Source organism: Prosthecochloris sp., from assembly GCA_015482705.2.
GTDB lineage: Bacteria > Bacteroidota > Chlorobiia > Chlorobiales > Chlorobiaceae > Prosthecochloris.
Map to the genome: position 1 here is coordinate 67450 of JADMLA020000021.1, position 24274 is coordinate 91723.

Annotated in this window: 22 protein-coding genes; 12 read left to right on the forward strand and 10 right to left on the reverse strand. The window is 48.2% G+C overall.

The features are described 5' to 3' along the window. The first annotated feature begins 42 nt into the window (after positions 1-42). Positions 43-2472 (forward strand): ATP-binding protein, encoded by a 2430-nt coding sequence (locus QZ209_RS04600; RefSeq protein ID WP_294345102.1) that lies wholly within the window; start codon positions 43-45, stop codon positions 2470-2472. Beyond that, entirely contained in the window at positions 2469-3323 is an 855-nt protein-coding gene (locus QZ209_RS04605) for a universal stress protein (protein ID WP_294345103.1), read from the forward strand. Before QZ209_RS04600 ends, QZ209_RS04605 begins: the two co-directional genes overlap by 4 nt. 6 nt (positions 3324-3329) lie before the next feature. Here QZ209_RS04605 and QZ209_RS04610 read toward each other — a convergent pair whose 3' ends face one another. From QZ209_RS04610 to QZ209_RS04625, 4 genes are all read right to left on the reverse strand, one after another. Continuing rightward, complete coding sequence (locus QZ209_RS04610; RefSeq protein WP_366515748.1) at positions 3330-3953, reverse strand: MarC family protein; 624 nt, start codon at positions 3951-3953, stop codon at positions 3330-3332. 83 nt (positions 3954-4036) lie between these two features. Next, on the reverse strand, positions 4037-4375 hold the full coding sequence (locus tag QZ209_RS04615; RefSeq protein ID WP_294345105.1) for a hypothetical protein: 339 nt from the start codon (positions 4373-4375) through the stop codon (positions 4037-4039). Between the two features lie 61 nt (positions 4376-4436). Further along, on the reverse strand, positions 4437-5240 hold the full coding sequence (locus tag QZ209_RS04620; RefSeq protein WP_294345106.1) for an RNA methyltransferase: 804 nt from the start codon (positions 5238-5240) through the stop codon (positions 4437-4439). Continuing rightward, a complete protein-coding gene (locus QZ209_RS04625) occupies positions 5237-6037 on the reverse strand; it encodes a hypothetical protein (protein ID WP_294345107.1) in 801 nt (266 codons plus the stop codon). The genes QZ209_RS04620 and QZ209_RS04625 overlap by 4 nt, the downstream gene beginning before the upstream one ends. A 127-nt stretch (positions 6038-6164) precedes the next feature. Here QZ209_RS04625 and QZ209_RS04630 point away from each other — a divergent pair, with 127 nt between their 5' ends. The 5 genes from QZ209_RS04630 to QZ209_RS04650 all read left to right on the forward strand — a co-directional run bounded on the left by QZ209_RS04630 (position 6165) and on the right by QZ209_RS04650 (position 11597). Continuing rightward, positions 6165-7412 carry a peptidase U32 family protein gene (locus QZ209_RS04630; protein WP_294345108.1) on the forward strand — a complete coding sequence of 416 codons (1248 nt, stop codon included), beginning with the start codon at positions 6165-6167 and terminating at the stop codon, positions 7410-7412. A gap of 188 nt (positions 7413-7600) precedes the next feature. Then, on the forward strand, positions 7601-8680 hold the full coding sequence (locus QZ209_RS04635) for a 4Fe-4S dicluster domain-containing protein (protein WP_294345109.1): 1080 nt from the start codon (positions 7601-7603) through the stop codon (positions 8678-8680). A 53-nt stretch (positions 8681-8733) separates the two neighbouring features. Next, positions 8734-9558: an FAD/NAD(P)-binding protein gene (locus QZ209_RS04640; RefSeq protein ID WP_294345205.1), complete on the forward strand. Its 825-nt coding sequence runs from the start codon at positions 8734-8736 to the stop codon at positions 9556-9558. A gap of 10 nt (positions 9559-9568) precedes the next feature. After that, complete coding sequence (locus QZ209_RS04645) at positions 9569-10333, forward strand: NADH:ubiquinone oxidoreductase (RefSeq protein ID WP_294345110.1); 765 nt, start codon at positions 9569-9571, stop codon at positions 10331-10333. Further along, positions 10320-11597: a Ni/Fe hydrogenase subunit alpha gene (locus QZ209_RS04650; RefSeq protein ID WP_294345111.1), complete on the forward strand. Its 1278-nt coding sequence runs from the start codon at positions 10320-10322 to the stop codon at positions 11595-11597. Before QZ209_RS04645 ends, QZ209_RS04650 begins: the two co-directional genes overlap by 14 nt. Positions 11598-11717: 120 nt before the next feature. Here the strand turns inward: QZ209_RS04650 and QZ209_RS04655 are convergent, their stop codons facing one another. The 4 genes from QZ209_RS04655 to gatA all read right to left on the reverse strand — a co-directional run bounded on the left by QZ209_RS04655 (position 11718) and on the right by gatA (position 16226). After that, positions 11718-12587: a DUF4349 domain-containing protein gene (locus QZ209_RS04655; protein WP_294345112.1), complete on the reverse strand. Its 870-nt coding sequence runs from the start codon at positions 12585-12587 to the stop codon at positions 11718-11720. A 38-nt stretch (positions 12588-12625) separates the two neighbouring features. Then, positions 12626-13054: a peptidylprolyl isomerase gene (locus tag QZ209_RS04660; protein WP_294345113.1), complete on the reverse strand. Its 429-nt coding sequence runs from the start codon at positions 13052-13054 to the stop codon at positions 12626-12628. Between the two features lie 653 nt (positions 13055-13707). Then, a complete protein-coding gene (gene sucD, locus QZ209_RS04665) occupies positions 13708-14610 on the reverse strand; it encodes a succinate--CoA ligase subunit alpha (protein ID WP_294345115.1) in 903 nt (300 codons plus the stop codon). Between the two features lie 182 nt (positions 14611-14792). Beyond that, on the reverse strand, positions 14793-16226 hold the full coding sequence (gatA, locus tag QZ209_RS04670) for an Asp-tRNA(Asn)/Glu-tRNA(Gln) amidotransferase subunit GatA (protein WP_294345117.1): 1434 nt from the start codon (positions 16224-16226) through the stop codon (positions 14793-14795). 202 nt (positions 16227-16428) lie between these two features. Between gatA and QZ209_RS04675 the strand changes: the two genes are divergently transcribed. From QZ209_RS04675 to QZ209_RS04695, 5 genes are all read left to right on the forward strand, one after another. Beyond that, on the forward strand, positions 16429-17277 hold the full coding sequence (locus tag QZ209_RS04675) for an isoprenyl transferase (protein ID WP_294345119.1): 849 nt from the start codon (positions 16429-16431) through the stop codon (positions 17275-17277). 17 nt (positions 17278-17294) lie between these two features. Continuing rightward, positions 17295-19751: an outer membrane protein assembly factor BamA gene (gene bamA / locus QZ209_RS04680; protein WP_294345120.1), complete on the forward strand. Its 2457-nt coding sequence runs from the start codon at positions 17295-17297 to the stop codon at positions 19749-19751. 143 nt (positions 19752-19894) lie between these two features. After that, entirely contained in the window at positions 19895-20545 is a 651-nt protein-coding gene (locus tag QZ209_RS04685; protein ID WP_294345121.1) for an outer membrane beta-barrel protein, read from the forward strand. 198 nt (positions 20546-20743) lie between these two features. Continuing rightward, a complete protein-coding gene (locus tag QZ209_RS04690) occupies positions 20744-21466 on the forward strand; it encodes an outer membrane beta-barrel protein (RefSeq protein WP_294345123.1) in 723 nt (240 codons plus the stop codon). Between the two features lie 411 nt (positions 21467-21877). Next, positions 21878-22531: an outer membrane beta-barrel protein gene (locus tag QZ209_RS04695; RefSeq protein WP_294345125.1), complete on the forward strand. Its 654-nt coding sequence runs from the start codon at positions 21878-21880 to the stop codon at positions 22529-22531. An 83-nt stretch (positions 22532-22614) separates the two neighbouring features. Here the strand turns inward: QZ209_RS04695 and QZ209_RS04700 are convergent, their stop codons facing one another. Beyond that, positions 22615-23208, reverse strand: a complete 594-nt coding sequence (locus QZ209_RS04700) for a bifunctional nuclease domain-containing protein (protein WP_294345127.1) — start codon at positions 23206-23208, stop codon at positions 22615-22617. Between the two features lie 90 nt (positions 23209-23298). Further along, entirely contained in the window at positions 23299-24273 is a 975-nt protein-coding gene (locus QZ209_RS04705) for an electron transfer flavoprotein subunit alpha/FixB family protein (protein WP_294345128.1), read from the reverse strand. Position 24274: the final 1 nt, after the last annotated feature.

Sequence of the window (24274 nt, forward strand, 5' to 3'; positions counted from 1 at the left end):
CATAAGCAGAAGCTTTGACAAGAGAACAAAGGAGAGCCGATCATGCCAATACCCTCACCGCTCAGTCCTGAGAAACTCTACAACCAATGTGACCCGAGCAGCTTTTCTTTTACAAGTACTCAAGACCTCGATGGAAAAATTAAAATATCCGGTCAGGAACGGGCCCGGGATGCTATCCGTTTCGGTATCGGCATGAAGCATAACGGCTTCAACATTTTCGCACTTGGCCCGACAGGAACCGGAAAACAAACCACCCTTGAACAGTATCTCAAAGAAACGGCTTCCCAAAAAGCGGCCCCGGATGACTGGTGTTATGTCTATGATTTCGATAATATGCGTCAGCCGCTCGCCATCAGCATGCCTGCCGGTAAAGCCTGCTCTTTCCGCCGTGATATGGAAAACCTCATCGAAGGGCTTCTGACGGTGATTCCCGGGGCATTCAGCAGCGAAGAGTACCAGGAACAGGAAAAAAACATCAAGGAACAGCTCGATGAACGCCAGGCATCCGAAATCGAAACTCTCGAGAAAAAAGCTGCCGACAAAAACATCGCCCTGATAAGGACACCTTCCGGGTTTGCCTTTGCACCCGTGAAAAAAGGAGAGGTTCTGAATGCAGAAGAGTTCATGCGCCTGAAAACCGAAGAAAAAGAAATCATCGAAAAGGAAATCGGTCTACTCAAGGAATCCATGCAGTCCATTATGATGCAGATTCCAAAATGGCAGCGGGAGACTCAGGAAAAAATCAAGGATCTCAATCAGCAGATAACCTCGATTGCCGTCAAGCCTCTATTTACGGAACTGAAAGCAAAATATGAAGATCACAAAGCGGTCAAGAAATATTTCGATGCCGTAGAAAAAGATGTCATTGAAAACTTCAGTCAGTTTCTTGAAAAAGAGCCTTCTGTCCCCCAAATGTTCATCCCGCCCGGTCAGGGAAAAAACACCGGCAACAGAAGTTTCAACCAATACCGGGTCAATGTCGTTGTCAACAACATGAGGACCAAAGGAGCTCCTGTAATCTATGAAGATAAACCCTCTATCCAGAATCTTGTGGGAGATATAGAGCATCTGGCTCAGATGGGAACCCTTGTCACCGACTTCACCCTTATCAAATCCGGTGCCCTTCATCGGGCAAACGGAGGTTATCTGATGTTGGATGCAAGACGCCTTCTGCTCGAACCACTTGCATATGAAGCTCTGAAAAAAGCGATTCGGACCCGCCAGATACGTATCGAGTCTCTTGCCCAGCTCTATGGAATGGCGAGCACGGTTTCGCTCGATCCACAGCCCATTCCACTCCAAACGAAGATAATACTTCTCGGAGAGCGATGGCTTTACTATCTCCTCAGCGCCAAAGACCCTGATTTCAACGAGCTGTTCAAGGTGGCAGCTGATTTTGACGACGAAATGGAAAGAAATCAGGACAATCATCTCTCGTACGCCGGGTTTATCAGTTCGATTGTCAATCGTGAAAAACTCAAACATCTCGATAGATATGCCGTTGCCCGCATGATCGAGTATGGCTCGAGGATGTCGGGTGACTCCGGTAAACTTTCCACACATATCCAGAGCATCACCGATCTTGTCAATGAATCGGACTATTACGCCACTGAAAACAACCATGATCTCATTACCCGCAATGATGTCCAACAGGCGATCGAAGCAAGAAGATACCGGGCGGGACGTATTCCTGAAAAAATACAGGATGCGATTCTCCAGAATACCATCCTCATCGATACTGAATCGGAAAAAGTCGGCCAGATCAACGGCCTTTCGGTCTATATGCTCGGTAACCAAAGTTTCGGAAAACCCAGTCGTATCACTACCAGAATCAAAATGGGCAAGGGTGAAGTCGTCGATATCGAGCGGGAGGTGGAAATGGGCGGACCTATCCACTCGAAAGGAGTGATGATTCTCTCCGGTTTTCTCGGTGGCAGGTTTGGCGGGGAGCAGCCGCTCTCCCTCTCTGCTACTCTTGTATTCGAACAATCCTATGGAGGCATCGAAGGCGACAGTGCCTCCTCAGCCGAGTTGTACGCACTGCTTTCCGCTATTTCAGGAAAACCGGTAAAGCAGTGCTTCGCTGTTACCGGTTCGGTCAATCAGTATGGAGAAATACAAGCCATCGGAGGGGTAAACGAAAAAATCGAAGGTTTTTTCGACCTCTGCCTCGAAAGAGGGCTCTCGGGAAATCAGGGTGTTCTCATACCGGCTTCAAACGTAAAAAATCTGATGTTGCGTGATGATGTCGTAGACGCTGTCAAACAACGAAATTTCGCCATTTATCCGGTAACCCATATCGATGAAGGCATAGAGATACTGACCGGCATCCCTGCGGGAAAACAGCGTGAAGATGGCAGTTATCCCAAAGAGACGATCAACGGACTAGCTGTCGAAAGGCTTATATCCATGGCGGAAAAGCAGAAAAAATATACCGAAGACATTAACAACAAAAACCCGAATGAATCATGACCGGGGTAGCGAAGAGTATTACCATAAAAAGAATCACCGTTGCAATCGATTGTTCCCCACATAGCCGTGCATCGTTATTTGCAGCTGCCGAGATAGCGGGAATGCTGCAGGCCGAGCTTCTTGGCGTCTTTGTCGAAGATATCAACCTGATCCGAATGGCAGAATTGCCGTTTTCACAGGAAATACACCTTCATACAGCGCGCAGTGAACCTCTCGACTCGTTGAAACTCGAACGTTTGCTGAAACTCCAGGCAAAAGAAGCGCATGAGCTTTTCATACAAACCGCCGAACGCTTCGGCATTCCTTACAGGTTCAGAAAACTTCGTGGCATGGTCCCAACTGAAGTACTGGAGGCTGCTCTTGGTACCGATCTCCTGGCGATGGGGAGATCAGGAAGAGCTCCCGTATGCTGTAGAGGACTCGGTTCAACTGCCAGAAAAGCCATCCGTGAAGCAAAAACCAATATTCTGCTCACAAGGCCGGGTCTAGAAGCTGACAGTCCGCTGCTAGTCATCTATGACGGATCGACAGGTGCGAAAGCCGCTCTTGAAACAGCAATTGGTTTTGTACGCGAAGACGCATCACTCCATGTGTTCCTTCTGGGAAACAACGTCCGGAAACATGCTTTTCTGAAAGATGAAGTCGAAATGATACTGGGCACGAGAATTACGAAAAAAGAGTTCCATGTCATTCCCTGGACAGACAGCCGCATGATAGCACAATGCATACATATGATAGAACCGGGTCTGCTGGTCCTGAGCGATACACCCAAGACTATCAGTACAGAAACAGTATACAACTTGATCGATACAATCGATTATCCCGTTCTACTGGTCAAAAGCCCTGGGTAAATCCCGTCAGGGAAAAACAGAAAGGACACCGTCAAGGACAAACTGCACGGCAAGCGCCGTCAGCAAGACACCGGCAGTCCTGCTGACGACATGCTGACCTGTAACCCCAAGAAGCTTCTGCACCTGAGCGGAAGCGAGAAATAAAAGCAGCGTAAGAGCAAGAACGGCAATGAGTCCGGCTATAACAGCCACCTGCAGCATAACATCCCCGCCAGTCTCCGCCGTCAGCAATACCGCACCTCCCATCGACGCTGGACCGGCGATCAGAGGCGTTGCAAGGGGAAACACTGCGATGTCCGGTTTTTGCATCGCTTCGCTGGTCTCTTCGTTGGTTGATCTTGAGCTGCCTATCTGTTGACCGAAAACCATGTTGATCCCGAAAAGCAGCAAGAGAATTCCTCCTGCGATACGCATTGCCGAGAGGGATATGCCAAGGTATTCAAGCAACCGGTTACCGAACAGTGTAAAGCCGAGAAGAATTATCCCCGCAATGAATACCGCCCTCAATGCAATCGAACGTCGCCGATCAGCGGTTATACCCGGAGTGAGAGCCGGCAGTATCGCAGCCAGATCAACCGGTCCTATTGTCGCAAAAAAAGTTGCAAAAGCAACAGCAGCGGTTTTCAACATGACACCAGCGTAATTATCGAGCCGAAGATGAAACACCCTGACATTGCAGGGACACCCGATTGATTTATCCGATGGGACGATGCTTAACGGTAGCGCCAGTAGCCCGGAACCCATCTGCCTGTCGGAGCCCGGTGCCCCGGTATCCAGTAAGCGCCTCTTCTGGGCGGCTTGAGTTTTTTCCACCGGCCGTTCACCCAATCCCCACGACGGTTATAATGACCGGGAATCCACACGGTCCGATGCCTCGGCGGGCCGACATACTTCCAGTGACCGGGGATCAATACACCTCCTGGAAGCGTATAAGAAGTAACCCAAACAAAATCAGACCCGGGCCTTGCCGGACGGTTCACAACACACGATTGAAGAGGAAAAAACGCAACAATACTTGCAATGAACAACAGGAGTCTTATCGATTTTCTCATTCGGACCTCCTCATGTTTTTCATCATACGACACCACCTTATCTTTCAAGGTAAGGAAAAAGCTACAATGTTAGCATCGCCATCAATATCGATGCGGAAACAGCCGCGTTGAGTGATTCGACTTGCAGTTCATCCCTGCCGTGAGGAATGGTCACATGACGGTCGGCAATTGTAAGTATCTCTTGACCGATACCGTTCGCCTCGTTACCGATCACAAGCACCATCTTTTCAGGCCACGCATCGAAATCCCGAAAATCTGTTCCCTGGAGTGATGAACAACAGATTTCATACCCTCCACGCCTCATCCTCTCAAGCTCCTCCCGAAGATCATCGACTCCGTAGTGACGCATACAGAAAATGCTACCCGCACCAGCCCTTATCGCTTTCGGGTTGTACCGGTCTGCCGTTCCGGGCCCGCAAATCAAGTCTGAAATCCCAAACCACGCTGCGGTTCTTACAATAGTACCAACATTACCAGGATCCTGAACATCATCGAGAGCAACAGCCAGCGATTGTTCCACTCTCCCGAAAGAGGCTTTAGCGGTTACGGGGCTCTGTTGTTGACTGAAAATTCCGACTACCCCCTGCGCTGTCGACGTTCCTGACAGACGATACCCCTCTTCATGATCGATCAGGAATATTTTTTCGTGAAACCGGTCTTTATTCGGAATGCTGCAAAGTTGCGCCGGCTCGATAAACAAAGCCGTAAGACACTGTTCATCGGGCAGATGGTTCAGCAATTCTGTGACGGTTCGAAGCCCCTCGGCAAGAAAAAGCTTCTCTTTGTCACGGAATTTTTTCAGTTGAAGTTTTGCGAAACGCTTTATCTGGCTTTTACTCGCCTGCTTATAGAAGCTGCTGGTCATTTCTTGTCGAGGGACTTTTTGAAACGATCGATAACATCCCTTGGATTATGGGAAAACTCATCAGGAGGTGGTGGCATTCTTCCTCCGACATCATCCAAATCGATGTCGAGAGAATAGGTTTGCTCTGACTTACCTCCGTCAGGTTTTCTACCGGTCAGGGTCTGCTCCATATACTCCTCCATCTCTTCATGATCGAGCAACTGTCTCAACCCCGAGGGTCCTCTGGAAACGTCTCCAAGAGCTTTTTTGACAGGTTGAAGCAGCTGATTTTTATCGACTCCCGGCATATCCAGGGCATACTGCAACCGCTTGAATGCAACGGCATCCATAGCTTCCACTTTTTGCACCATCTCTTCAAATCCGCCGAAACCTTCTGCGAGACTTTGCAGCTTGGGGTCCATTCCTTCGAAAGGATCTCGATATGTTTCAGAAGCCGAGGGTCCGGAATGTGATTCGGAAGTTTCAGGAGCTGCGACCCGCTGTTTTTCTTGCCGTGTATTTTTCTTCTTTCGCCCGCCGGGGAGAAACTCCTCGTCCACTTCATAACCTTCCAGCAGCTTCCTCACCTTTTCATCTTTCATTGCACGGGCACGCCGGGTAGAAACCGATTCGATTTCAGGGCGCTTACCGTTCAGGAGAACAATACCGAACAAGACACCAAGAAACGCGAGAAAAACGACAAAAGGCAAAAAAACAACCTCAAAACGAATACCATACAGAGCAATTACCATGACCTCGGAAACAATTAGCATAACCGACAAACCGATGATGATCCTCGCAACAAGACGTTCACTCATATGACAGCTATCTCTCAATTATGGTTCAAATACCTTTAGCAACTTTTGGCCTTATCATAACATTCTACATAATTCCTGATAAATTTTATACACTATTGTCATATGGAATAACCTACCGATACCGACAATGACTTTACATCACGGACTCGAACTCATTTCACCGGCAGGTGACCCTACATCACTCCTAGTAGCCCTTCAAGCTGGTGCCGATGCCGTCTACTTCGGTGCAGAGGGGTACAATATGCGAGCCGCCAGCCGAAATTTCTCGATAGATGACTTTTCCGATATTGCCAGCTTGTGCAACAAATATCGCGCCAAAGCATATCTGGCACTCAATACCATAGTGTATGACGAAGAAACCCAGGCTGTCGAAGACACGGTAAATGCAGCAAAAAATGCAGGTCTCGATGCCGTAATCTGCTGGGATCTTTCAGTCATCGAAGCCTGCCGTAAAGCGGACATTCCGTTTCATGTATCGACACAGGCTTCTGTCAGCAATTACAATGCGGTACGGTTGTATACTTCTCTGGGAGCAAGGATGATCGTTCCTGCTCGTGAACTCACGCTCGAACAGGTACACAACATCACCACAAGTATCGATAAAGGCCGCCTCGATGTCGCCATCGAATGCTTCATACATGGAGCCATGTGCATGGCTGTCTCAGGAAGATGTTTTCTTTCACAGGACATTTTCGGCCGTTCTGCAAATCGCGGTGCCTGTATGCAGCCTTGCAGGCGCAGTTATACCATTGTCGATGCCGAAGACGGCCATGAACTGGAACTCGGAACCGATACCGTGATGAGCCCGAAAGACCTCTGCGCCATCACTTTCATCGACAAGCTCATCACAGCTGGTGTGACAGGGTTTAAAATTGAAGGGAGAAACAGAAGCCCCGAATATGTTCACACCACCACCACATGCTATCGCAAGGCTATTGATTACACCGTCGAACATGGTCATGAAAAAGATTTCAACCAAACATTCGACATCCTGACAAAAGAGCTCGTGAAAGAGCTCGAAACGGTCTATAACCGAGGCTTTTCCAAAGGCTTTTATTTTGGGCGACCTGTCGATGCCTGGACAAAACAGTATGGATCGCTCGCAACTGAAAAAAAAGTTTATGTCGGCACCGTTCAGAAATACTACCAAAAGGCAGGTGTTGCCGAAATACTGATTCATACAAAAAGCATATCCAAAAAAAACAAGCTCACCATACAAGGCTCGAAGACAGGCCTCGTCACCCTGATTGTCGAATCGTTGCTGGTGGACGATCAGCCGTCGGACTCGGCTTTGAAAGGCGAAACAGTCACCATTGCCTGTGCAGATAAAGTCCGGAAAAATGACAAGGTCTACGTGCTGGAAAACCTTTCGTGACCGTTTCATGAGGATTTCGAACCCGGCCTTCCGGGACTGATGAAGCATTCGGGATACTCCAACACTTTCACCAATGGAAGTTCACCGACTGTCAACTTTCTGTTACAGTGTATTGTTAGCTTTTGTACTGAACTTTTTTGACGTACATTGCTCACAGCCGACAACATCCTTGAACCGGAGTATTACCGATGATCTACAAAGTTATAGCCAAGCCGGAGTTCGAGAAGTTTATCGACGCGCTTGTAAAGGAAAACCTTTCATTCGGACCCAGACAGGTCGATACCGATACAAAGGGACAACCGATTTATCAGTTCAAAGAGGTTAGTTCCGCGACTGACATTGCGTTTGATTATACCACAACCTACTCCTCGGCAAAACACTTTCTGATGCCTTTCCGTGAAAACCTGTCACACTTCAGCTACACCGATGGTGACTGGGAACAGGAAATCACCTACGAAGTCAAGCCGATTGTTTTGATAGGCCTCAGACCTTGCGATATAAGTGCGATCAACATTCTCGACAGCGTTCTGCTCAATGGGCATTTTCCCTCGCCGTACTATCTTGCAAGACGTAAAAATACGTTCATCATCGGTATGGACCACCTTCCTCTTCCCGATTGTTTTTGTAAATCATTGAACCATCACACGGTAACCAGCGGATTCAATCTTTTCTGTTCGGATATCGGTGACAGTTACTATGTCTCCATCAATTCGTCCAAAGCATATAATTACCTGAAGGAATTCGAGGTGCAGGACCCGACATATGATGACGACTGTAAGCTTATCGAAAGGCGTAAACTGATCAAACAGAGTTTTAAAACCGACGTAGAAGTAACGGGTCTGCCCAGTTTTCTCGACATCGAGTTCGACTCTCCCATCTGGACTAAATGGGGCGACAAGTGCCTCAACTGCGGCACTTGTGCGATGGTCTGTCCGACCTGTTACTGCTACAACATGGAAGACCGGCCTGATGTCGATTTGCAGGGATCGTCACGGCAAAAGCAATTGTACTCCTGTAACCTTGTTGATTTCGCGGAAGTTGCAGGTGGACACAATTTCAGGCCGAAAAACGGCGACAGATTGAAATACCGTTACTATCACCATTATCTCGGGTTTGCTGAAAATGCAAATCAACCGATTTGTGTAGGCTGCAACAGATGTGGACGCGCCTGTCTGGCCGACATTAACCCGAAAGATGTTATCAATGATCTCAGAATGGAGAAAGAATCATGCATGATATGCATTTCAGAGTCCCCGGACAAGACATAAACAGGGAACCTTTCGCCGATAACGTTCCGGATTTCCACTATCAGTCTTCGCTTATGCAGACCGATAAGGGGTATAAATGCCGCATAACGAATATCGTTCCTCTGACAGAACAGGAAAAACTTTTTCAGCTCAGGATACTCGATCCTGATGAAAGAAACCTTTTCAGATTTCGGCCCGGGCAGTTTCTCATGTTACAGGTACCCGGTTACGGTGAAGTTCCCATCTCGATTTCAAGTTCTACGAGTAATAATGAACAGGTGGAGTTATGCATCAGAAAAGCCGGGCATGTCACCAACGTTCTTTTTGAAGCGCAAAAAGGAGCTCACGTCGCCATTCGCGGACCGTTCGGATCATCGTTCCCCATGGAAGAAATGATGGACCGTAACGTCATTCTTGTTGCAGGCGGACTCGGTATCGCCCCGCTTCGTGCACCACTTTTCTGGATCAACGATCACAGGGATCGTTACAAGGATGTTCATATGCTCTATGGAACCAAAGAGCCGTCCCAGATGCTTTTCACCTACCAGTTCGAGGAATGGGAAAAAATCAACCATATCGACCTGCACACCATCGTTGAACAGGGAACACCGGATTGGAATGGCAGAACAGGTATGATCACGAAACTTTTCAGTGAAATCGACATCGACCCGGAAAACACCCATGCCATTGTCTGCGGGCCGCCTGTCATGTTCAAGTTTGTCTGCAATTACCTCGACAAGCAGGGGATTCCCATGAACCGCATGTTTGTTTCTCTTGAACGGCGCATGCACTGCGGAATGGGTAAATGCTGCCGCTGTATGGTTGGTTCGACATTTACCTGCGTGGATGGGCCGGTATTCGATTATTGGTCGGTTATGAATCTTAAAGAAGCGATTTAAGGAGTCTGCTGTGCAACATCTTGGGTTTTCTCACAAAAAAATAAAAATAGGTTCATTTGATTTCACCTGCTGTGAAGGCTGTCAGCTGCAGCTTGCCAACCATGAATCAACCCTGCCGGCATTTCTTGACCTGCTTGACATTCGTAATTTCCGGGAAATCTCGTCAGAAAAACATGATGACTATGACATCGCCCTTGTTGAAGGCAGCATCACCAGAGAAGACGAGATTGAACGCCTGAAAACCATACGAAAAAACGCAAAAGTCTTGATAGCCTACGGCACCTGTGCTTGTTTCGGCGGGGTCAACAGCCTGAAGAACAATTTCCCGATTGAAGAAACGGTTCGTGAGGTATACGGCAACAATTCTGTCGATACCTTGCCGGTTCGCAGGATCGGTGATGTTGTCAAAGTGGACTATTCGATCCCCGGCTGCCCGGTTTCAAAAGAGGAAGTTGAACGAATTATCATCAGCGTCGCCACAGGCTCGATGATCAACCTGCCGAAATATCCTGTATGTGTCGAGTGCAAACAGCAACTCAACACCTGTTTGTTCGATCTGGGAGAAATTTGTCTCGGTCCTATAACGAGAGCGGGCTGCAACGCTGTCTGTACTACCGGAAAAACTGTCTGTCTGGGCTGCCGTGGCCCTGCTGACGATATCAATTTCGAATCGTTCCTGCAACTCGTCGCCGACCGTCAATTGAGCCTTGATGAGCTCGATGAAAAGCTTGGATTTTATAACTGTTTTGAGGAATTCCGTCATGACAAAAGTTGACTGCAATATCGATGTCCGCCACCTGACACGGGTTGAAGGGCACGGTAATATCCACATTACGATACAAGAAGGAAAACTGGTCGACGCTACCTGGGCGGTTGTCGAAACCCCGCGTTTTTTTGAAATGATGGTCAAAGGTATGAGCTCAGAACGAGTTCCGTTCCTTACCTCCAGAATCTGTGGAATCTGTTCGATCAGTCACTCTCTTGCGAGTATACGATCTCTGGAACGAGCGATGGCAATTACCGTCCCTCCTTCAGCGGAAAAAATACGCCTGCTCGCAATGCACGGTGAAACCCTGCAAAGCCATGCGCTGCACCTATTCTTTCTCGCTATCCCAGACTTTGTCAATACCCCGAACGTGTTACCCCTCATCAAATCGCATCCTGATATCGTCCAGTCTGGATTGCGGCTCAAAGAAGCGGGCAATGCAATCAGTGCCTTGACAACAGGTAGATTCACACACCCTGTCAGTCTTGTTCTCGGTGGGGTCAGCAAAGCACCGGAAAAAGGAGAACTCGCTGAACTCCGGCAGCGGCTCGAAAGAGTTTTACCGGATCTCGATGCCGCTCGCGACTTTTGCGCCACACTCTCCATCCCCGACTTCGAGAGGGAAACCGAGTTTGTCTCCCTCCACAACGGCAGCACGTACCCGTTCATTGGAGGAGACCTTTGTTCCACAGATGGAGTCAGAAAAGATGAGAACGACTACCTTGCCATGACCAACGAATACAAGGAAGAGTTCACAACAAGCAAATTCGCGAAACTGAGTCGCCAATCTTTTGCTGCCGGAGCACTTGCACGGTTCAACAACAACCATGTATTCCTACATCCGAAAGCCAAAGAAACAGCATCCGCCTTCGGCCTTGTACCGGTCAATCACAACCCTTTCATGAACAACATCGCCCAACTGGTCGAATGTTACCATATCGTGCACGATGCCATCGCGTTGATCGATGCGTTGATCGATGACCCACTCGAGGAACTGAAAGCAGCATGGACACCGAAAGCCGGAAAAGCGACCGGTGCCGTGGAGGCGCCACGGGGAATTCTCTACCATAATATGGAAGTCGATGACGGAGGCAGGGTTCTTAAAGGCGATTGCATCATCCCGACCACCCAGAATAACGCCAACATACATCTGGACCTCAGTGCCCTCGCCCGTCAGGCTTTGCAAGAAGAAAAAACCGACAAAGAAATACAGCAGCTTTGTGAAATGCTCGTGAGGAGTTACGATCCCTGTATCTCATGCTCGGTACATTAAGTAGTGATGAGAGACAGGAAACAAGTGACACGTTGTTATGAGAAGAGTAGCGCACCTTGTGCGCGAAACGCTCTTGACGAATATGGAGGCTTTCAGCTCTTTTGCATTTTGCCTTCTGCCTCACCCCGCCCTCTTCCTTCTTCCGCCAATAACGAAGAGGATAATGAGCAGAACCAGTCCGGCGAGAATAAAGGGCCAAAGAGAAACAACCCAGAGCACAAAAAGCATAAAGTTATTCCAGCCGTTTTTCAGGGCAACGGTGAACTGGGAAGAAAACCCGACCGCTTCCGGCTTGAGTTGGTAAAAAGTAACGGTAAGAGTGCTGAACGATATTCTGTTTTCAAGATATTTGAGCCGTCCTTCGAGTGACTCGATTTCAGTTCGGATCCGGCCGAGGTAACGCTCCACTTCGAGAATATCCTTCACTGTTTTCGCTCTGGCAAGGATATCACGGTAGCGTTTCTCGGTTTCTTTCTTAATCCGAATCCGCAAAGAAACATCCAGGAACTCCTCGGTTACATCTCTTGCCGAAATCGTCCTGCTGTCAAAACGCTCGACGTTGTGATCCAACTCCCCTACCAGGCCATCGAAGCCATTGGCCGGCACACGAATCACGAGGCGCTGTTCGATCCTGTCATCGAACTTGTACTGGTCGTCATTGACCACATACGCTTTGTAACGCTGAATAAGGCTGTCAAGAAATATCCTGGATTGTTTCAGGTCGGGGGTTTGAAAAGTAACTCCACCCTCACGGATAATTTTCGGATCTACCACATCGAGGTTGTCGATCGCCTCCCCACGCTGCTCGACATCAACCACAGGAGCCTGTAGCGCCCTTTTCGACATCGGCATTTCGTCGGCAACCCCGTAATACTCCGTCAGAGCCCCTCCTCGCCCTTCACCCGTTGAAGCATCATTTCCATCCCCGGTACAAGCCGAAATAAAAAAAACGAGGCTCAAGGGAAACAGCAACCTGAACATGCGTTTCATAATTAATGACAGTTATACCCTGAAATAGCTTTTCCCATTCACACGATCTCGACAAGTTCTATCGAAAAGGTAAGCGCCTGACCGGCGAGCGGATGATTGGCGTCGATGGTTATGGCTGCATCGTTAACATCGGTAACCAGCACAACAGCGGTCTGACCGTTAGCCATGCTCACTTGAAGTTGCTGACCGATAGCCACCTCGAGGTCAGGAGGAAGCTGCTCACGTTTCACCTCGGTTACTAGTTCATCACTTCTCGAACCATACGCATTGTCGGGATCGATAGTCGTTTCCGTCGACTCTCCTGGCTGCAATCCTACCACGGCCTGCTCGAAACCGGGAATCACTGCACCCGCCCCCACCGTAAACTCGAGCGGTTCACGCTCGGCAGAGGTGTCGAATACACTGCCATCATCCAGCTTTCCGGTATAATGTACTTTTACGGTATCGCCTTGTTTGGCCTCTGGCATGAAATCCTCCTTTATATTCTTGTCATTGTAAAACCCTTACCCATTATCAGCGCCCCAATTCATTTTTCATGCGCGTTTCGAGCGAAAACGAAAACCGCTGCCCAAAAAGCTGCCACGATGTAAAATGGAAAAGAGACATCCTTCTGAATCAACCATTACCAGAGTATCTGCCCATGTAACCAGAGTTCTGGAAATAACAATCGATCCTGAGGGTCAAGCTATATAAAAATATTGTAATATCACAGTCGTCAACAGGCGGAAAACGCCTCGTATTTACTTGTTTTGCATAGGCATAAATTTTCGTAGATTCGGGGCTGCTGTTCTTAGTCGGCAACACTGTATTTTCCGAGTGTCACATGTTTTTTAAGCTAAATTAAGACATTATTCCAGCTCGATGCAGCTTTCCTCAACATTGGCTACAATCCCTTTTACGCCGGAAAAACCATTATGCATCGACGAAGCACAAGCCTACAAGGTTCAGCGACACTGAAATCACCGAAATCGATGATCGACCATAGTATAGCGGGATACAGTTCTTTCGCGTCATATTTTTAAGCCAGGAAAATACATTTTTGCAAACGAAAAAGGCCGTTTCATAAGATTAATCAAGAAACGGCCTTTTAGTTTTTCGCTTTTCAAAAAACGATAGAAGTTCACGAGCCACCAAGAGCCGCAAGCATTGCCTCACCAATATCCCCAGGGTTTTCAACGACCTTTATACCTGCTTTTTCCATGGCTTTGATTTTATCTTCGGCAGTCCCCTTACCACCAGAGACAATAGCGCCTGCATGTCCCATCCGTCTTCCGGGAGGAGCAGTTCTGCCAGCAATAAAACCAACAACCGGTTTTTTGAAATGCTTTTTGATATACTCGGCAGCCTCTTCTTCAGCGCTTCCGCCAATCTCGCCGATCATCACAAGCCCTTCAGTCTCGTCATCCTTTGCAAAAAGCTTGATTGCATCGATAAAGCGCGTACCGATAATAGGGTCACCACCAATGCCGATACATGTCGACTGTCCAAGCCCGACACGAGTCAACTGGTGTACAGCTTCATAGGTAAGGGTTCCGCTCCGCGATACCACGCCGATGGATCCTTTTTTATGGATGAAACCCGGCATGATGCCTATTTTCGCTTCATCCGGCGTGATCACACCGGGACAATTCGGACCGACAAGTACAGCCCCTTTTTCCTGTACATAATTGTATGCCTTCATCATGTCATTGACAGGAATACCCTCGGTGATGCAGATTATCACTTTCAGACCGGCGTCGGCTGCCTCCATAATCGCATCAGCTGCAAAAGGTGCAGGCACGAAAATCACCGAAGCATTCGAATCTGTCGCCTCAACGGCATCTTTCACCGTATTATAGACCGGAACCCCACGGGGAAAAGTATCACGATCGTTTCCCGTATACAGTAGCCCTCCTTTCCCCGGAGTGACACCGGCAACGACATTTGTTCCATACTCGAGAATCTGTGATGTATGGAAGGTTCCTTCACCACCCGTAATACCCTGAACGAGAAGCCGGGTATTTTTATTGACCAAAACACTCATAGTTTGTTTTTTCTACGTTGATATGGAAAATACTGAGGAGCTGTTCCATGTTCCTCCTTTCGAGATTCGGCGTAACATCGTAAAAGGGATACGCTCCTGATAAAAAAAGCGCTTACATGCCGTCAAACAAGGCCTTTGCAATGAAGATTACACCATCGGCAAATCCACAAAAGGGACATCCGTCACCGCTTCTGTGCGTTCTGAATCTCACGCGCAACCCCGAGAAGCTTGCCTTCTGTGAAAAAATCACCGATCAGCTGAAGACCGACGGGCAGTCCTGAACCATCAAAGCCGGCAGGAACACTGAGTGCCGGCATTCCAGCTATACTTGCGGGCACCGTGAAAACATCGGCCAGATACATTTCCAACGGATCGTCCATCTTATCCCCCAATCCAAACGGTGGAAAAGGTGATGTAGGACCCGCTATGACATCTACCTCGCTCAACGCTTCTTTGTACCTATCGAGAAAGACCCTTCTGACTTGTTGAGCTTTTTTATAATAGGTATCGTAATAGCCGGCGGAAAGCACGTATGTACCGAGCATGATCCTTCGCTTCACTTCGCTGCCGAAACCTTCCGTCCTCGAGTTTACATACATTCCTGCAAGATCTTCCGCATCCTTTGAACGGTAGCCATACCTTGCACCGTCAAAACGTGCAAGATTGGATGAAGCCTCCGCAGTTGTCAGTATATAGTAAGCGGCAATCGCATAGTCACTTTCGGGCAATGTGATTTGTACAAGTTCGGCCCCTGCCTCGCGAAGTTCTTCAAGGCGTGCATTGACAACCGAAGCAACCCCGTTATCAAGGGAGTTTGGAAAAAATTCTTCGGGAACACCGATTTTCAATCCTTTGACCGATACACCATCCATCTCTTCGGCATAATCGGAGACGGGATGATGAGATGACGTTGTATCCGCCTCGTCTTTTCCGGCAATGACGCCCAAAACCAGTGCGGCATCATCACAATTTTTTGACAGTACTCCTATCTGATCAAACGAGGAACCGAACGCAACCAGCCCGTAGCGGGAAATTCGGCCATAGGTAGGTTTCAAACCAACAACATTGCAGAAACCAGCCGGCTGCCTGACTGATCCGCCTGTATCGGAACCAAGAGCGACCATTGCAAGGTCCCCGGCAACAGCTGCAGCGGAACCTCCTGAACTTCCACCCGGAACACGGGTCTGATCATAAGGATTCGGGACCGGTCCGAACGAGGAGTTCTCATTGGAGCTGCCCATTGCGAACTCATCCATATTGGCTTTTCCCAGAAAAATCGCATCTTCGGCAAGCAGTCTTTCAACAACGGTTGCATCGTATACCGCACTGTACTGTGAAAGAATACCTGAAGCACAGGTAAGAGGAGCACCTTTGACGGAAAGATTATCCTTGATAGCCATCGGGAGCCCAAAAAGTTTTCCCGGCTCGTGACCTTCTTCCAGCTTTTTATCGAGCGCTCTTGCACGCTCGATGGCTGTCTCGTCAAATACCGTTATATAGACGTTGTTGTCACGGTTCTTGTGAATTCGTTCGATATACCCGCGCACCACTGTTTCACAGTTGATTTCGCGATCGATAAGTTTTTTGCGCAGACTTCGATATGAGAAAAAATGCACCGCTCTTGTTCAATGAAATTGTTGTAATCCGATATCCCACCGTGTCGACGCCATAGTCAATCCATAGCGCCAGCTCAATGTTTGGCTTGTATAATAACAAATAACTGCATATAATTCAATTTACTATATTCTGATTTCCGTTGAGCGTACTGCTCTGTTTTTCGGTTGAAAAACAGAGCAGCGATGAAATGACGATTGATCAATGCCTCGAATGTCAACTATGGATTTTTCGGCAGCATTTACATCTCGCTGGTTCAAGTCTGCAACCGACCCCCAGGACGAACAAATCAGGCGTGATCTGAAAACAACCTGTGAATTCCCCGAACATGTCGCCATCATTATGGATGGAAACGGCAGGTGGGCCCGGCAAAAAGGGAAAACCCGTATAGAAGGACATGCCGCCGGTGTCGACGCTGTACGCGATGTCGTTGAGGCAGCTGCTCAGCTTGATATACACTATCTCACGCTTTTCACTTTTTCAACCGAAAACTGGAAAAGACCTGAAAAAGAGATCTCTTCGTTAATGCAGCTTTTAATTAAAGTCCTGAAGAAAGAAGCACGAGAATTGTACCGCAACAACGTCAGACTTCATGTCATCGGCAACACACAGCAGCTTCCTGAAAAAGTCCGTGACACGCTCGAGGAAACGGTAGAACTCACGAAAGACAATACGGGACTTACTCTTTGTATAGCGTTGAGTTACAGTGGAAAATGGGATATCTTACAGGCTTGTAAAACAATCTGTCACGAAATCGAGAACGGACGTCTTTCTTCGGACGAGATCGATGAAAGCCTTCTTGAATCGTTCCTTTCGACAAAGGGTATACCGGAACCCGAGCTGCTGATACGAACAAGCGGTGAATTCCGGATCAGCAATTTTCTTTTATGGCAAAGTGCCTATTCGGAAATATATTTCACCAACACCTACTGGCCTGATTTCCGCCGAAGTCAGCTGTACGATGCAATAAGGGACTTTCAGAAGCGTGAACGCCGTTTCGGTCTGACAAGCGAACAACTCAAAGGCAAAAAAGCTTTACCAAGCAGGTTATAACAACGATGTACAATTCCATGAAACAACTACAGTTATCCCGGCATTCCATTGCCATAGTTTTATTATTTCTTTTCATAACGACAGTTCATGCTCCCCCTGCTTCGGCGCAAACTAACCAACAACAAAAAGCTGCACGTTACACAGTTTCAAACCTATCGTTCAGCGGCTTGCGAACAATCAGTGAGGATCAACTCCTCAACAGTCTTCCGCTCAAAAAAGGAGATACCGTCAGCATACCGGGCACAGAAATACCCGGTACCATAGAATATCTTTGGGCACAGAAAAAATTCAGCGATATCCAGGTCGAGCAGAATATAGCCGGAAATCTGATCGATCTCCGTTTTGTCGTCAACGAGCTTCCCTTGCTCGATGGCGTAGTATTCGAAGGTAACGACAAACTCAATGACAAAGAGCTGGAGAAGATCGCCGCTCTCTACCCGGGAAGACATATCGATGAACAGAGTCTCCTGACTGCAGCGAGTAAGATCAAAGACACCTATAAAGAAAAAGGATATTTGCGGGCTGATGTGGAATACTCGCTGAAACAGCTGGAAAGTGGTAGGGTTACGGCACTTTTTTCGATCGATGAAAAGTCCAAGGTGATCATCGAAAAAATCCGGTTTCACGGAAACAATGCATTCAAAGATGGAAAACTCCGGGGCGTATTCGAGGAAACCAGCCAGAATGCATGGTGGAAAACAATTTTCGGGCAACCCAAACTCGATACAGAAAAATACAACCAGGATAAAAAACTGCTTGTTGATTTTTACCGCGAAAACGGCTACCGGGACATGACAATCGTGCGGGACTCCATCTCGTATACGAAAGACCGGAAAGGACTGGACATCGATATTTTTCTCGAGGAGGGACCGGTCTATTACATCAGGGATATCACCTGGAAAGGCAACAGCAAGGATTTTGCGACAACCGATATCCTCAATACCGTATTCGACATAAAAAAAGGTGACCGCTACAATGCGAAAAAAATTCAGGAACAGCTGAACTTTTCAAAAGACAACCGGGACGTCGCATCGCTCTACCTGGACCGTGGCTATCTTGCATTCCGCTCATCTCTGCAGGAACAGGTCGCTCCGCCCGATTCGGTTGACCTGAACATTTCACTGTTCGAAGGTGATCAGTTCAGGCTTGGAAAAATCACTATCGAGGGCAATACGAAAACCAAGGATCATGTTATCCGCCGTGAGCTGCGGACCGTCCCCGGAGACATGTTCAGCAGACAAAAAGTTGTCAGAAGCGTCAGGGAAATCTCGATGCTGAACTACTTCGATCCTGAAAGTACGAGACCCGACATACAGCCGGACGAGGCGAGCAAGACCGTCGATATCACCTATAATGTCACCGAGAAGCAGACCGACACCTTCAATGCCTCGGTCGGTTACAGCGGTAATATCGGATTTACCGGAGCTCTTGGCGTGACGTTCAATAACTTTTCGCTGCAGGACCTTTTCAATGGAGAAGCTTGGGACCCGCTGCCGCATGGGGACGGCCAGAAGCTCTCTTTCCAGTGGCAGTTCGGCAACGAAGATTACCGCACACTCTCTCTGTCGTTCACCGAACCCTGGGCTTTCGGTACACCGACCGCCTTGGGCTTTTCGGTCTTCAAAACCCAAAGAAATTTCGACGACGACGATAATGAAGAGACCGACAACCTGCTCAAGCAGACCGGTGCGTCGCTCAATATCGGCAGACGCCTGAACTGGCCTGACGATTACTTCTCGATAAACTGGAAACTGAAGTATCTGCACAGTGAAGGTGAACTGCTGAGCTTTGTCGATTCTCAAAATCAGCCCGATACGGCCGACGAAGTCTCGATCACACAAACCATTGCAAGAAACAGTATCGACAATCCAATCTATCCGCGCAGAGGAAGCAATAACTCACTATCGACGCAGCTAGCAGGCGGCCTGCTGCCGGGCACCGTGGATTTCTACAAATTTATCGCCAGCTCAAGCTGGTATGTGCCGCTCGGAGGTGACTTTGTCCTGAACCTTTCGACGCAGCACGGTTATCTCGATACGTTCAGTGAAGGCGATTACATCCCGTATACCGACTCGTTCTACATGGGCGGCAGCGGCCTCTCCTCGCTCACAACCGTTCCATTGCGCGGCTACGACGACCGGGCACTGGGTGAACTCAACGATGATACCGGACTCTATACAGGCAGGGTATATTCGAAGTTCACCACTGAACTGCGCTACCCGCTGACACTTTCACCGACAGCAAGCGTGTACGCCCTCGCGTTTGTTGAAGCCGGCAACCTGTGGGGCTCGGTGGAAGATATGGATTACAGCGACCTGAAAAGATCCGCCGGACTGGGTCTGAGACTGTACTTGCCGATCATCGGCCTCGTCGGGCTCGATTATGGTTACGGATTCGATCCTGTCGCGAGTAACCCGGGAGCCGATAACCAGGGGTGGAAATTCATTTTCAGCTTTGGCCAGTTCGCCCAATAACCGGATGGTTTTGAAGGTTTTTTATTATGATTCATCAATGAAAACCATTATCTTCTTAAGGTAAGAGTGAGCTTCAGATGAAGCTTCTTGTTATTCGGTAGCAGTACTTAACCTGTTCCTACGAACAAAACATGGAGGAAACAATGAAAAAAGCACTATCACTTTTAATGGTATTCCTGGTTGCAGTCATGTGGTCTGCTCCTGGTTTCAGCGCCGACAAATATGTCAGTGGCAGTATCGGTATCAGCTGGATGAGCGATGCTGATCTGGAGTACGAGTTTGATTATGACGATGATTATGACCTTGAAGCCGGCTTCGACTCAGGCATAACACTTCTTGGTGCATTTGGCTGCGATTACGGCGATTACAGGCTTGAAGGTGAACTCGGATACCAGAATGGGGATATTGATTCAATTGATTTTTCAGGTGAGGACGGCGAGTTTGATGATATTTCAGGTGACATCACTATTCTCTCGCTACTCGTTAACGGCTACTACGACATCGATCTCGGCGGCGGTGTAGAACTGTCTCCAACTGTCGGTGTAGGCGTAGCCCAAGTCAAAGCTGATGATGTTGAATTTTATGATGATGACTATGGTTGGTCAGCCAGCGAAGTAACCTTTGCTTACCAGGCTGGTATCGGGCTGGGTATTCCAGTATCAGATGGCATTATGCTCGATGCTCGTTATCGCTATTTTGGTACAACTGATTTCACCGTTGAGTTTGCAGATTACCAGTTTAACACGAACATGGAAAGCCACAGCGCTCTTCTCGGTCTGCGTGTTAACTTGTAAGCCCTGGCGGTTCGATCATTAAGGAGGCTATCGAGCCTCCTTTTTTTTTACCCTACAGGAACCTCTTTTCAAAAAACGGTTGTAAAAACTGAGAAAAACATATTAACTTATGTTAAGTGACATACCGAGTATCTTTTGTTTGCAAATAGTATGTAGAAATTTTTTATGCATTTACTAACCTAACCTGATCAAAAAACTATGAAAAAAGCAATTTCACTATTAGCTGTTTTCCTGGTTGTTGTCATGTGGTCAGCCTCTGGCTTTAGCGCTGACAAATATTTCAGCGGTAATATCGGTATATCATGGATGAGCGACACCGAGATAAAAAATATCGACGGCCCTTTTCAAGAGTTTCAAGAAATTAACGATGCTGAACTCGGTTTCGGCTCGGGCCTCACCCTTCTTGGTGCTCTCGGCTGTGATTACGGTGACTACAGGGTGGAAGGTGAACTCGGCTATCAGTCGAATGATGTCGATGAATTGAATGCACACGTTTATTGCGAGAGACAAGGTGAAGCCGATCTCGATGTCGAGCTCGACGGCGATGTCACTATTCTGTCTCTTCTCATGAACGGTTACTACGACATCCATCTTGGCGGCGGCGTTGAGCTTTCACCGACTGTGGGTGTCGGCATCGCCCAGGTTTCCATGGATGATGTCAGGGTTAATAGCGCGACCCTGACATGCCCAAACGGCAACAGCTCTCCTGCTGACATAGGTGACCTCGAAGACGGCAGTCTCGATGTCAATGAAGTCACATTTGCTTACCAGGCAGGAATCGGCCTCGGTATTCCGGTTGCAGGCAACATCATGCTCGATGCTCGTTATCGCTACTTTGCAACGACCGATTTCACCATGCTTGCAGCGAACACCAACCTCGATAGTCATAGCGGTCTGCTTGGTTTTAGAGTCATGTTCTGATCCATTACGAATTTTTCCTGAAACAAGAGGCTGCCCTTTCGGGACAGCCTCTTGTGTTTTACGCCGGCACTAACGATCGTCATACTCCAGCTCTGAGACTGCCTCAAAAGGCCTGCTTCACGACTATCGGTCTCCATGTACACATTTCTGGCAGAGAGTCATGCCGCACTTGATGCTGCATCCATACAGACTTTCATTAAAAGATGGATCCCCGGATCAAGCCCGAGGATGACGACACAAAGATAAATTGCATAATTAAAGAGACAGACTCATCCCTATTTTTCATAGGGATAGCAACCTTTCGTTTCAACTCATTCTTTCCTATGCTTTTTTCGCCGGATTTCATACCTTTACCACCGACTGAAAAGTCAGCATATTATTTCTACAATGTTTAACAGCAGTAACACAGCCATGAAAAAAGCATTATTACTCTCTATGGCATTTATGGTGGCGGTTATGTGGTCCGCACCTGGTTTCAGCGCTGACAAATACGTCAGCGGCAGCATCGGCATCGTCTGGATGGACGATATCGAATTTGAAGATCATGACTCCGATGATTCCGGTGAAGGCTTCGAACTCGGCACCGATTCAGGAATAACCCTTTTAGGTGCCTATGGTTGCGATTACGGCGACTACCGCCTGGAAGCGGAACTCGGCTACCAGAAAAACGACATCGCATCATGGGCCGATGTCTCTTCGAACGATGAAAGAGAAGACCTCGATGAAGATGGCGATGTCTCGGTGCTTTCTCTCATGCTCAACGGCGCTTACGATATCGACCTGGGTAACGATGTGGAAGTGTACCCATACGCTGGTGTAGGTGTCGCCCATATCACTTTCGAGGATGCACCTCTCTGTTTTGAAGGCAGCTCTTTCAGAAACAAGGATGTTTTTTCGCTCGCATACCAGGTTGGTGTCGGTATTGCCATTCCGGTCAGCGAAAACATTCAGCTCGATGCACGGTATCGCTACTTCGTCGCTGAAGGGTTTTCCATGGATAAACCCGCTGCCAATGGAGATCTCTCGAGCCACAGCGCTCTGCTTGGCCTTCGCGTAGGCATATAAAACAGCAATTGCTGTCAACGAAAAAAGGAGGCTTCACGGCCTCCTTTTTTGTTTATACACTCCGAAAGCAAAACAGAAACCTTTCATGAACTACCCTTGATCCTGTCGATTTCATCACGCAGACGAGCCGCTTCTTCATAATCTTCACGCTTGACGGCATCCTCGAGCATTTTCTGCAACTCACCGAGCGATGATTCCGTTTTGCCTGCAATTTCTTTCGGCGTCTCTTGCTCACTCTCGGTTTCGGTTACTTCAGCTTCTTCCTGTTGCTCTTCCCTGATTCCAGCTTCATTCATAATTTCTTCGGAAACAAAAATAGGAGCCCCGAACCGAACCGCAATAGCTATAGCGTCGCTCGGTCTCGCATCGATCTCCTGGGTTTCACCATGCATCTCACAGAGTACCTTGGCATAGAAAGTCTCATTGTGCAGTTCATCGATGAACACCTCCTTGACATTGAGATTGAACGTATCGGCGATCGTCTTGAACAGGTCGTGAGTAAACGGCCTTGGAGGCTTTATGTTTTCGAGTTTCAACGCTATAGCCTGTGCCTCGAAACCGCCGATGATGATCGGCAGTTTTCTTTTGCCATCGACCTCATAAAGAATAAGCGCATACGCCCCGTTTGTATGCGGACTGGTTGACAGCCCAAGTATATCAACCTGAAGTTTATCCATCTCAACGACTTTTTTTCTGCAAATGTTATCTCAATACCAAAAGGCCGTAGCTCTCGCGAATACAATCAACTAACAATAAAACCACACAAATCATTTCATACGCTGAAATTCACAAACGGCCCTTTCCAGTAGCGGCACGACCTCCGTTATGTCACCGATAATCCCGTAATCGGCGACTTTGAATATGGGAGCATCCCTGTCACGATTTATAGCGACAACGGTTTCAGCGCCGGCGATACCTGCAAGGTGCTGGGGTGCGCCAGAAATACCACAGGCAATATACAGCTTGGGGGCGACACTCCTTCCGGTCTGGCCTATCTGCTCGGAATGGGGTCGCCACCCCTCATCGACAGCCGAGCGACTGGCGCCAACGGCCCCACCAAGTGACATTGCCAACGATTCGAGCAGAGCGAAGTTTTCACGACTGCCGACCCCCCTGCCACCCGCAACGAGAATGTCCGATTCGGCTATATCTTTCCTTCCCTTGTGGTAGCTAATCTCTTTCAGAGCAGGGTTGCACCCCGAAAGACACTCGGCTTTGATTTCAAGAATTTCAACGGTGTTTTCACGACGTGCTTCAAAAGAACACAGCCGTGGAGCAACGGTGTACACCGCGCTCTTTCTCAAATTCTCGATCACAGCGGAAACCGTACCTGCATACATCGTTGTCACCGCCTTCAGCGAACCGTTTCCATCCACCCCGATGACACAATCCGATGCAAGAGCTGCATCGAGGCGCATGGCGATGCGAGGAGCAAGGTCCTTGGCCATCGCCGTATTTGCGAAAAAAATATTTTCAGCAGCAGTACGACCGGCCATATCCACGATTGTCCCTGCATAGCATTCAGGACAATAATCATGAAAAACCGCATCATTGACCATATAAATCGTCCCCTTTCCGGCACATCGCTCTCTGATGATGTTTTTATCGGCACCGCCCATAACCAGGCCGCAAACATCCGTTTCTCCCAAAACCTCCGCCAGATGCTGTACAGTGCACCATACATCGACCGAAGCCTTCTTGACAGTCCCTTGCCTCTGCTCAAGTATTACCAGGAAGCTCATC